Source organism: Rhodococcus sp. P3_B8 (assembly GCF_056402775.1).
The window spans coordinates 1-10,874 of the sequence record NZ_JBFUGT010000221.1 but is presented as its reverse complement, the minus strand read 5'-3'; the positions used below and the strand labels follow the sequence as shown (position 1 = coordinate 10,874).

At 69.6% G+C, this 10,874-nt stretch carries 8 protein-coding genes and 1 pseudogene; 4 read left to right on the top strand and 5 right to left on the bottom strand.

Annotated features, from left to right (window positions below):
- Positions 1–42 precede the first annotated feature (42 nt).
- The 4 genes from AC1D1G_RS34270 (at position 43) to AC1D1G_RS34255 (ending at position 4,561) form a co-directional block, all read left to right on the top strand.
- On the top strand, positions 43–1,674 hold the full coding sequence (locus tag AC1D1G_RS34270) for a transposase (protein ID WP_477955568.1): 1,632 nt from the start codon (positions 43–45) through the stop codon (positions 1,672–1,674).
- A gap of 184 nt (positions 1,675–1,858) precedes the next feature.
- Entirely contained in the window at positions 1,859–3,034 is a 1,176-nt protein-coding gene (locus AC1D1G_RS34265; RefSeq protein ID WP_280779966.1) for an acyl-CoA dehydrogenase family protein, read from the top strand.
- 9 nt (positions 3,035–3,043) lie between these two features.
- Positions 3,044–4,171, top strand: coding sequence for an acyl-CoA dehydrogenase family protein (locus tag AC1D1G_RS34260; protein ID WP_477955567.1), 1,128 nt, complete (start codon positions 3,044–3,046; stop codon positions 4,169–4,171).
- A gap of 186 nt (positions 4,172–4,357) precedes the next feature.
- On the top strand, positions 4,358–4,561 hold the full coding sequence (locus tag AC1D1G_RS34255; protein ID WP_005252231.1) for a hypothetical protein: 204 nt from the start codon (positions 4,358–4,360) through the stop codon (positions 4,559–4,561).
- A gap of 7 nt (positions 4,562–4,568) precedes the next feature.
- Here the strand turns inward: AC1D1G_RS34255 and AC1D1G_RS34250 are convergent, their stop codons facing one another.
- The 5 genes and pseudogenes from AC1D1G_RS34250 to AC1D1G_RS34230 all read right to left on the bottom strand — a co-directional run.
- A complete protein-coding gene (locus AC1D1G_RS34250; protein WP_283352607.1) occupies positions 4,569–5,729 on the bottom strand; it encodes a VWA domain-containing protein in 1,161 nt (386 codons plus the stop codon).
- Complete coding sequence (locus tag AC1D1G_RS34245) at positions 5,726–7,894, bottom strand: DUF5682 family protein (protein ID WP_477955566.1); 2,169 nt, start codon at positions 7,892–7,894, stop codon at positions 5,726–5,728. The genes AC1D1G_RS34250 and AC1D1G_RS34245 overlap by 4 nt, the downstream gene beginning before the upstream one ends.
- Entirely contained in the window at positions 7,891–8,994 is a 1,104-nt protein-coding gene (locus AC1D1G_RS34240) for an ATP-binding protein (protein ID WP_283331094.1), read from the bottom strand. Before AC1D1G_RS34240 ends, AC1D1G_RS34245 begins: the two co-directional genes overlap by 4 nt.
- A complete protein-coding gene (locus tag AC1D1G_RS34235; RefSeq protein ID WP_283352609.1) occupies positions 8,991–10,466 on the bottom strand; it encodes a DUF5691 domain-containing protein in 1,476 nt (491 codons plus the stop codon). Before AC1D1G_RS34235 ends, AC1D1G_RS34240 begins: the two co-directional genes overlap by 4 nt.
- Positions 10,463–10,874 (bottom strand): annotated as a pseudogene (locus tag AC1D1G_RS34230) (SWIM zinc finger family protein); the annotation flags it as partial. The pseudogene AC1D1G_RS34230 and the gene AC1D1G_RS34235, both read right to left, overlap by 4 nt.

Genomic DNA, 10,874 nt, shown 5'->3' with positions numbered 1-10,874 from the left:
TCCGCGTGCCGCGGCGCCCCGACCTGATGTTTCTTGGATAATGTGTTGGTGGCCAAGGGGTATCGACCGGTGAATCGTGATCAGCAGTTTTTGTTGCCACCGGACATGCGGGAGTGGGTGCCGCCCACGCATCCGGTGTGGACGGTGATCGAGATCGTCGACACCCATCTCGACACCAGCGCTTTTCACGGCTCTCGCCGCACCGGGGGTGCCGGGCGSGCCGGGTACGACCCGGACATGCTGGTGACCCTGCTGRTCTGGGCGTGGTCGCGGGGGGTGCGGTCGTCGCGGCAGATCGAGCGGGCCTGCTCGGAGGTGGTGTCCTACCGGGTGATCTGCGCCGGCGACACCCCCGATCACGTGACGATCTCACGGTTCCGCAAGGACAACCACACCGCCTGCGAGGCCCTGTTCACGCAGGTCCTGATCCTGGCCGCACGGTTGGGTCTGGGCCGACTCGAGACGATCGCGTTGGACGGGGTGAAGATCGCCTCGAACGCATCGAAGGACGCCAACCGCACCGAGGACGGGCTGCGCCGGGCAGCCGAGGCCGAGGCCGCGCGGATCGCCGCCGCCGCGGTGGCCGCGCACGCCGCCACCGATGACGCCGAKGACGACCTCTACGGCGAGGACGATCCGGGCCCGGGACAGGTGCCGGCGGAGTTGGCCGATCCCAGCACCCGCTCGGCCCGGATCGCCGAGGCATTGGCCCAGCTCGACGCGGAGAAGGACGCCGAACGGTGCGAGCGGGASSRGAARGCRCAGGACTATCTGGCCCGGCTCGACGCGGGCCAGACGGTGATGGGCCGGGTGCCGGTCGGGGCCGAGGTCGCCGCCGCCGAGCGGCGTCTGGCCGAGGCGGTCGCCGCCCAGCASGCGGTGATCGAGCGGTTCCAGGGTGGCACCGAGGCCGGGGGCGGGGGCACCCGGTTCGCACCGAARCCGGTCGASRAGCACCACCTGGTCCGGCGCCGGCGCACCGAACTCGACACCGCCCTCCGCAAACAGGGCGAGCGCRCCGCCGCCGCCGGGCAGCGGCGCCGCAACACCACCGATCCCGATTCGCGGTTGCAGCCGCTGCGCGGCGGCGGCTGGGTGCAGGGCTACAACTGTCAGGCCTTCACCAGCGAGGACGGGTTGATCCTGGCCACCGGGGTCGGGACCGGCCCGGCGGACTACGACTAYTTCCCCGAGATGGTCGACAAGGCCGGGGCGGCCGCGCACCTGATCGACACCACCCGACGTGGGAAGGAACCGACCGGCACGAGCCCGGAGGAGCTGATTGGGGTGATGCTCTTCGACGCCGGCTACTGCTCCCGCGAGAACCTCACCGCGCCGGGCCCGGACCGGTTGATCGCCACCGGCAAATCCCGTCACCTCGAGGCCGCCGCCACCGCTGATCCGGTCACCGGACCGCCACCGCCGCAAGCGGATCCGATCCAGGCCATGACCCACCGGCTGCGCACCGAGGCCGGTATCGCCACCTACCGCAAACGCTCACCCATCGCCGAAACCGTGTTCGGGCACGCCAAACACAACCTCGGATTCCGCCGCTTCACCAGCCGCGGMCTCGACCGCGCCCGCAGCGAATGGGCGTTCCACGCCGCCGTGCACAACCTCGGCAAGATCCTCACCCACCTGACCGGMGGCACCCCGCTCCCGGCCACCCCCTGACCCGGCGGGGGCCACCCCCGCACCGGCACCCACCKCGGCACGAGACACCCGCACCCGGACCGCCCTCACTCAATTCCGCAACAGCCCCCSGGCGGTTAACAAGTACTCACGGGCGGCGGAGTCGCACGAGGGAGTAACGTCGGGAACAGAACATGAATCCGACCTCGAGTGCGAAGGAATTCCGATGAATCTGGCCTTGACCGACGAGGAGCTGGCGTTCCGCGACGAGATGCGAACGTTCTTCACCACGCAGATTCCGGCGGAGATCCGCGAGCGGTATGCGCGTGGTGAAGAAGTGGGGAAGGAAGGGTTCATCGAGTCCCAGCGGATTCTGAACGCCAACGGGCTCGCTACGCCGCACTGGCCGGTCGAGTGGGGCGGCCGCGACTGGACTCCGGTGCAGAAGCACATCTGGCTCGACGAACTGCAGCTCGCCTCGGTACCCGAGCCGCTCGCGTTCAACACCAGCATGGTCGGCCCCGTCATCGCGGCATTCGGATCGCAGGAGCAGAAGGAGAAATTCCTTCCCCCGACCGCCAACCTCGACATCTGGTGGTGCCAGGGATTCTCCGAACCCGAGGCAGGCTCCGACCTCGCGTCGCTGAAGACCCGCGCCGTCCGCGACGGCGACGACTACGTGATCAACGGCCAGAAGACGTGGACCACCCTCGCGCAGCACGCCGACTGGATCTTCGTCCTTGCCCGCACCAACCCGGACGCCCCCAAGAAGCAGGCCGGCATCTCGTTCATCCTCGTCGACATGAAGACGCCCGGCGTCACGGTGCGCCCGATCAAGCTGATCGACGGCGGCTACGAGGTCAACGAGATCTTCTTCGAGGACGTGCGCGTGCCGGCCGAGAACCTCGTGGGCGAGGAGAACCAGGGCTGGAGCTACGCCAAGTTCCTGCTCGGCAACGAGCGCACCGGTGTGACCCGGCTGGGATTCTCCAAAGTCCGTCTCGCGCAGGCGAAGGAACGCGCAGCCGAGATCTCGGTCGGCGAGGGGACGCTGCTCGACGATCCGCTGTTCGCCGCCCGGATCGCCGAACTGGAGAACGAGATCATCGCGCTCGAACTCACCCAGCTGCGGGTGGTGGCCAGTTCGGCCGACGGCAAGCCGAACCCGGCGTCGTCGCTGCTGAAGCTGCGCGGGTCCGAACTGCAGCAGGCCACACTCGAACTGCTGACCGACGTCGCGGGACCCGACTCCCTGCCCTTCGCCGCAGGTGACGGCATCGCCTCGCCGCTCTGGGCGCAGCGGACGACTCCGACGTATCTGAACTACCGCAAGGTTTCCATCTACAGCGGATCGAGCGAAGTGCAGCGCAGCATCATCGCCTCCTCGATCCTCGGATTGTGAGGGCGTGACATGGACTTCGAACTGACCGACGAACAGAAACTGCTGCGCGACACCACCCGCGAACTGCTGGGCCGCAGCTACGACGCGGAGAAGCGCAACACCGTCACCGACACCGAGCAGGGGTGGAGCCCGCAGGTGTGGAAGCAACTCGCCGAGGTGGGACTGCTGGGCCTGAGCTTCGACGAGGAAGACGGCGGAATGGGCGCCGGACCGGTCGAGGTCGCATCGGTGATGACCGAGATCGGCCGCCGCCTCGCGCCCGAACCCGTCCTCGACGCCGTGCTCGTCCCCGGCGGTCTGATCGCTGCGGCCGGCAGCACGGAGCAGCGCCGCCGGATTCTGCCGGACGTGTCCGAGGGCAATCTCCTGCTGGCCTTCGCCGATCGGGAACCGGGTGTGCGCTGGCCGTCCACCCAGGTGTCCACGACCGCGAAGAAGGACGGCGACGCGTGGACCCTCACCGGTACCAAGAACCCCGTTCCGCACGGCGGTAGCGCGAACACCCTGGTCGTCACGGCGGCACTCCCGGACGGTGGGGTCGGACTGTTCCTCGTCGACGCCGATGCCAGCGGCCTGACCCGCACCGCCTACGCGACCCACGACGGATTGCGGGCCGCGCAGGTGGAACTGTCGGACACCCCGGCGGAGCCTCTCGGTGCGGGCGGCGACGCATCGTCGGCGATCGAGAGCGCGCAGATCCGGGCGCAGGCGGCACTGTGTGCGGAGGCGGTCGGCGCGATGGAGGAAGCGCTGCGACTGACCACCGAGTACCTGAAGACCCGCAAGCAGTTCGGTGTCCCGATCGCGAAGTTCCAGACGCTCACGCACCGTGCGGCCGACATGTACGTGCTGCTGGAACTGGCTCGCAGCATGAGTCTCTACGCGACGATGTCGCTGGCCGACGGAACCGCCGATCCGGTGGTCGCCTCCCGCGCCAAGCTGCAGATCGGCCGCTCCGCCCGCACGATCGGGCAGGAAGCGATCCAGATGCACGGCGGCATCGGCATGACGGCCGAGTATCCGGTCGGCCACTACGTGAGCCGGCTGACGGCCATCGAGCACACCCTCGGCGGGTCCGACGACCACCTGCGGGTGCTCGCGTCGGCGACCACCCAGGGCACCATCAGCATCATCTAGCCGCCCCCGTGAGTACTTATTAACCGCCCGCGGTTAATAAGTACTCACGGGTCCAGGTCTCGGATTGGTATCGGAAAGAGCGTTTACGACGTGTCGCACAGGGACCCCAGTGTGACGCGGCTAACGTTCTGCGCGCACACCAGAACTCACGGGGGATGTACGTAATCTCGGTGAAGGAGCATTGCCATGGGGTCCGGTCCAGTCAAAGCGATCATGTGGAGCCTGCTTTTCGTGGGACTCGTCGGTGCGGGAGTCGGGATCTCCGAACTGCACGTTCCCTGGACGGTCGCATCGCTGATCGTCGCCTCGGTCTCCGGACTGGTCCTGCTCAGGATCCGCGCCGACGCGCACCCCGAACTGCACAGCGACCGCCGGATGGCTGCCGGCTGACCCGCGGTCACTCCGTCTGAAGACCGTCCGCCCACCTGCCGATGTCGCCGCGTTCGAGTGCGAGCGCCAGCAGTTCCGGGAACTTGTCCGGGGTGCAGGCGAATGCGGGAATGCCGAGCACCCCGAGGGCCGCGGCGTTGTCGTGATCGAACGACGGGGCGCCGTCGTCGGACAGTGCCAGCAGAACAACCACCTGGACGCCCGCGTTCGTCATCGCCGCCATCCGCCGCAGCATCTCCGCGCGGATCCCGCCCTCGTACAGGTCCGAGATCAGCACGAACAGCGATTCGGTCGGTCTGTCGATCAGTGACTGGCTGTAGGCGATGGCCCGGTTGATGTCGGTGCCGCCGCCGAGTTGCGTGCCGAACAGCACGTCGACGGGATCGGACAGCTTGTCGGTGAGGTCGACGACCGCCGTGTCGAACACGACCAGCGACGTCTTCAGCGCGCGCATCGAGGCGAGGACCGCGCCGAACACGGACGCGTACACGACGCTCGACGCCATCGACCCGGACTGGTCGATGGCGAGGACGACGTCGCGGTGCACGGCCTGCGATCGGCGGCCGTATCCCAGCAGCCGCTCCGGCACCACCGTCTTGTACTCGGGGAGGTAGTGCGCGAGGTTGGCGCGGATCGTGCGATTCCAGTCGATGTCGCGGTACTTGGGGTTGGTGATGCGGGCCGACCGGTTCAGGGCACCGGTGACGGCGGTCCTGGTCTTCTGCGCGATCCGTTCCTCCACCTCCCGGACCACCTTCTCGACGACCATCCGGGCGGTGGCCTTGCTGGTCTCGGGCATAACCCGGTTCAGGCTCAGCAGCGTGCCGACGAGGTGGACGTCCGGTTCGACGGCGTCGAGCAGTTCGGGTTCGAGGAGCAGCTGGGTGAGGCCGAGCCGGTCGATGGCGTCCTTCTGCATCACCTGCACGACGCTGCTCGGGAAGTAGGTGCGGATGTCGCCGAGCCAGCGCGCGACCTTCGGCGCCGATCCGCCGAGACCCGCGCCGCGACGGCGGCTCTTCGTCCCTTCGCTGCTGGTGTCGTACAGGGCGGCCAGAGCGCCGTCCATCGCCGCGTCCGCCTTGGACGCGAGACCGCCGGTGGATTCCTCGGCGGCGTTGCCCAGCAGCAGCCGCCAGCGGCGTAGCCGCTCCGCGTCTTCGGTCACGACGTCACCCCCAGAATGTCCGCGACGGTCCGGATCGCGATCGTGCCCCGACGAGCGTCGACCTCGGCGCGGGCATCGGCGGTGGACCCGCCCTCCACGGACTGCCCGATCGCCCGGCGTTCCCCGGTTTCGAACCCGCCGAACGTGCGCCGCAGCAGTGGCAGTACGTCGACGAAGTCCTGCTCGCGCAGCCCCGACACCCATCCGTCGAGCAGTTGCAGCAGTTGCCGGTCGTGGACCAGCAGCAGCCCTCCGCCGCCGAGGAAGCCGTCGACCCACCCCGCCTTGGCGGAGGGATCGGCGCCGACGGACAGCGCCCGCGACAGTCGGGTGGCGGACTCGGTTTCGCTGACGGTGCCTGCGTCGCGGAGCAATCGGACCATGCGCCCGATCACGAGGCCGTTCACGTCGCTGCGGTCGACGAGGCCTGCGAGTGTGCCGAGCCACCGCGCCGACGCACGATCGTCGTCGCGCAGCATCACCGCCGCGTGGACGTCATCGACGGCGCGGCGCAGGTCGAGTGCGCTGTCGTCGTCCAGACCCGATATCGCGGTGGGCAGTCCGGCGCAGATGCGGACGAGCAGGCTGTCGGTGACGCGGGTGAGGGACGAGACGTCGGTGCCGCGGACGTCCCCGTATCGCAAGGTGCGGGTGAGCGCGGGCAGGGCATCCATCAGGTGCATCACGTCGTGGTCGAGTGTGGCCGCCGTCTCCAGCGCCCGCAGCAGTTCGGCCAGCGCATCGCCGAGATCCGACAGGAGGGCCTGCTCGAGCAGCCCGGTGAGCTGGGCGAGCGAGACGTCACCGGCCGACGCCTCCTCACGCACCTTCGCTGTCGCCGCGGCCTCGACGGTGGTGCCCCACAGCGACGCCTCGATGATCGACACCGCCAGTTCGGGTTTCCAGGTGAGGGACCACGTCTCACGGAATGTGCCGGTGCCGCGGACGTCACTGTCGGCCGGCGTGCCCCAGTCGACACCGAGGATCTGCAGGCGGTGCAGGAGCCGGGACCGCGCGACGTCGTTGTCTCGGCGCAGGTCGAGGTCGATGGTCTTCTCGGTGGCCTGCTGCTTGAGGCGCAGCGTCTTCGCCCGCRCCCGCAGGTCGGCGTCGAGGGGAACCGTCGGGGTGTTCTCCGGGACGGCGCCGAGTGCCTCGCCGACGACGAGTCGCCGTGTGATGAGGTCGAGCAGGACGTCGTCGCCGTCGCACATCACGGCGCGGGTGGCCTCGGTGACCTCGGAGAGCCCGGCGAGCGGCCGCGCTCGCATCGCCGCCAACGTGTCTGCGAGACGGACGGATTCGATGACGTGCGCACTCGACACCGGAAGGTCCTCGTCCCGCAGCACCCGCGCGACCTTCGTGAGCCAGCGGGTGATCGTCCGGTCCGGTGCGGTGAACAGGTGGTGATACCAACCGGGGGAGGTGATCCCGGCGCCGTATCCCGACGCCGCGGACAGTCGTGAATGCGTCCACGGCACCCACGTCAGCGAGGTCTTGATCTTGGGGATTCCCTTGAGGATTCGCGCGTCCGCGGTGGCCGGACCCAGAGGACCGGCGAGTGCCGGGGCGTGCCAGGCGCCGCACACCACCGCGATCCGCTGGGCGCCGCCCTTGATCACCTTCCGCAGCGTCTGCCGCATGTACGCCTCGCGCCTGCTGGTGGGCTCGTCGAGTTCGACGGTGTCCCGCAGAGCGGTCATGGCCTCGGTGATCGCGTCGAACGAGTCGGGACCCGAACCCGATTCGATGACGGCGTCCCACCAGCGTTCGGTGTCGTCGTAGCCCGCCGCGGCGGCCAACTGGGTCAGCGGATCCTCGGTACGGGGCTCGGAGTCGTCTGCGGCGAGGGTATTGGCGGCGGGAAGGTCGCAGAAGCGGACGTCGACGCCGCGCCCGGCCGCCCACGACAGCGCCTGCCACTCCGGGGAGAACACGGCGAACGGCCAGAACGCCGCCGTCCGGGGCTCCCCGGTGGCATACGCGAGCAGGGCCACCGGAGGTTCCATGGTGTCGGAGGCGGTCAACGCGACCAGCGGATCGGCGTCCGCGGGCCCTTCGATCAGGACGGCGTCGGGGACGAATTCGTCGAGCGCGCGCCGCACCGATCGTGCCGAACCGGGCCCGTGGTGGCGGATGCCGAAGACACGGACGTCGGAGTTCACCCGGTGACCTCGCGGCACGCCCGGTAGAAGTCGGCCCAGTCCTCCCGTTCGCGGACCACGGCCTCGAGGTATTCGATCCACACGACCTTGTCGGCCACCGGGTCCTTCAGCACGGACCCGAGAATGCCGGCGGCGACGTCGGACGGGCGGAGCACCCCGTCGCCGAAGTGCGCGGCGAGGGCGAGTCCGTTGGTGACGACGGAGATCGCCTCCGCCGTGGACAGCGTTCCGGACGGCGACTTCAGCTTGGTACGGCCGTCGCCGGTGACGCCCGACCGGAGTTCGCGGAACACGGTGACCACGCGCCGGATCTCGTCGACGGTCGCCGGAATCTCCGGCAGTTCCAGCGAGGACCCGAGTTGCTCGACGCGCCGCGCGACGATGGCGACTTCGTCCTCCTCGTCGGCGGGCAGCGGCAGGACCACCGTGTTGAACCGTCTGCGCAGCGCGGAGGACAGTTCGTTGACCCCGCGGTCGCGGTCGTTCGCGGTGGCGATCAGGTTGAAACCCTTGGCGGCCTGCACCTCGGTGCCCAGTTCGGGGATGGGCAGCGTCTTCTCCGACAGCACGGTGATGAGCGCGTCCTGCACATCGGCGGGAATGCGGGTGAGTTCCTCGACCCGTGCGATCCGCCCGCCCTGCATGGCCGTCATGACGGGGGACGGAACGAGTGCACCCGCTGTCGGGCCCTCGGCGAGAAGCCGCGCGTAGTTCCAGCCGTACCGGATGGCCTCCTCCGGCGTCCCCGACGTTCCCTGGACGAGCAGGGTCGACTCGCCGGAGACCGCCGCCGACAGGTGTTCGGACACCCACGTCTTCGCGGTGCCGGGGACGCCGAGCAGAAGCAGCGCGCGGTCGGTCGCAAGCGTCGCGACGGCCACTTCGATGAGCCGGCGGGGACCGACGTACTTGGGGGTGATGACGGTGCCGTCGTCGAGTTCGCCGCCGAGCAGGTACGTCACGACCGCCCACGGAGACAATTTCCACGACGGTGGCCGGGGCCGGGTGTCGTGCGCGGCGAGGGCGGCGAGTTCGTCGGCGTAGGCCTGCTCGGCGTGGGGTCGTAGCAGGTCGGCCTGGGCGGCCGCGATCTCGGTCACTCGAGCTCCTTCAGGACTGTTCTGCGGTGGTCGATGTTGGTGGCGACAGTGGCGAATGCCTGGTGCCAGCCGGGATCACGGGTGCGTTCGGCGGCTGCTCGGAGAAGCGGCGCCGCAGCGAACGGGAAATGCGTCTCGGCGCTGCGGAGGGTCGAGTAGTGGCTGTGCCGGGAGAACTGCCCCAGATCCTTGCCGGTCTCGGCGTGCCGCCCGGCGACGTCCTCGAGGCGAGCGATCACCCGCTCGGCCAGGTCGAGCGGCCAGGGGTGGGGCAGACCGTCGAACAGGGCGGCGCCGTCGACGCCCAGCAGGTAGGAGTCGGCGCGACCCGACAGGATGTATGCGAGGCGTTCGCGGGCGGGGACGATCGGCACGACGCGCCGTTCGGTTGTCCGTCCCTCCCGGTGCAGCAGAGCCGACGCCCAGCGCGGATTGCGCTGCAGCACGGTCGCGGTGGTCCACGCCTCCATCATCACCTCCCGCCACTGGTCTTCGATCCGAATCTCCAACGCGGTGGAGGCGGAGCCGATCATGCCTTCCCACACCGACAAGGGGGCGGCGGTGACCACCATCCGCAACCACCAGCTGCGGATTCCCTTGTTCTTGAAATGGACGTCCTCGATGCCGTCGCGACGGGCCGAATCGTCCAGGGAGCCGGGCATGTTCACCACGAGACGGGTGCGCAGCGGCTTCTTCTCCACGCGCACCCATGCCCGGGCGCGAGCGGCCATCCGCTCGGCGTATGCGGAGTTCGGCAGCTGGCGCAGCAACTGGACCGCCTGCTGGCGCACCTCTTTCCGCCGGTCGTCGAGTGCGTGCTCGAGCAATGCGGAGTCGGCATCACTCAGCCCCGTTCCCAGAACGGCGATGAACGCCGCCCGGTGCTCGCCCCGTTCGGAATCCCAGGTGCGGCTCAGTTCGGTCATCGCGATCGCCGGGTTCACCGCCCGCATCGCCGTGAGCCATTGCAGTCGTTCCTGGTGTGCGCCGTGCGTCCACACGTCGGTGCGATCGGATCGGCGGACCAGCATCGACCAGTCCGGGTTCTGCGCGGCGAGCCACTGGCCGCGGGGGCCCACCAGTCGGAGGATGCTCTCGCGGTGGGCGTCGTTGGTGCGGGCCACAGCCATCAGGTCGGCGACGAGATGATCCGGCGCGCGGTAATTCCGCTCGGCCACGACCGCGAACCACTCGGTGAGCGTCCACGACTTGGCTGCGAGCAACTGCATCAGGTGCGACGCGGACGCGGGCGGCAACTGCAGCCGCGGATCGTCCTCGGCGGGGGCGGGCAGCACGCGCGCGGAGGCGGCGACCCCGCCGTCGCGGTATGCGTTCTCGAGCGCGGCGGCGCCCAGCAGGGTCTCCGCCGGATCACCGCTGACCGCTTGCGTCAGTTCGCCGGTGGCCAGATCCTCGAACGAGGGGGTGGACCGTGCCGTGCCGAGCAGGGCGGCGGACAGGAGTTCGCTCATCGCCGGCTCCCCGCCGCCGCGGGCGAGGGCGTGCCGGGCCCGAGCGGGTACACGTCGCCGCGATCGAACACCGAGACGGGAACCAGCGATTCGCTGGTCCACTCCCCGAACACGGTGACGGGACGGCCGCCGGACATTCCGAGGAGCCGCCACAGGACCGGGTCTTCGCCGGACAGCGGCAGCGCGCGCCCCTCCGCGTCGACGAGAAACCAGTGCCCGTCGTCGATTGCCGGGGTGACGCCGGTGAGCAGCGCCGGCCACGAGCGGACCCACGGGTCGGCCCCGACCGCGGCGGCGAAGTGGTCGAGAGCGGTGTCGATGTCGCTCGGAGCGACGGTGGTGAATGGTTCGGGGGTCTCGTGGGCGTCGCCGAACTGGGCGCGCAGCGGCGCGGCGCCGGGGTAGAAG

Excerpts from the sequence above, each read along its gene's own strand:
- AC1D1G_RS34265 (WP_280779966.1), top strand. The coding sequence starts at position 1,859 with ATGAATCTGGCCTTGACCGACGAGGAGCTGGCGTTCCGCGACGAGATG.
- AC1D1G_RS34260 (WP_477955567.1), top strand. The coding sequence starts at position 3,044 with ATGGACTTCGAACTGACCGACGAACAGAAACTGCTGCGCGACACCACC.
- AC1D1G_RS34255 (WP_005252231.1), top strand. The coding sequence starts at position 4,358 with ATGGGGTCCGGTCCAGTCAAAGCGATCATGTGGAGCCTGCTTTTCGTG.
- AC1D1G_RS34235 (WP_283352609.1), bottom strand. The coding sequence starts at position 10,466 with ATGAGCGAACTCCTGTCCGCCGCCCTGCTCGGCACGGCACGGTCCACC.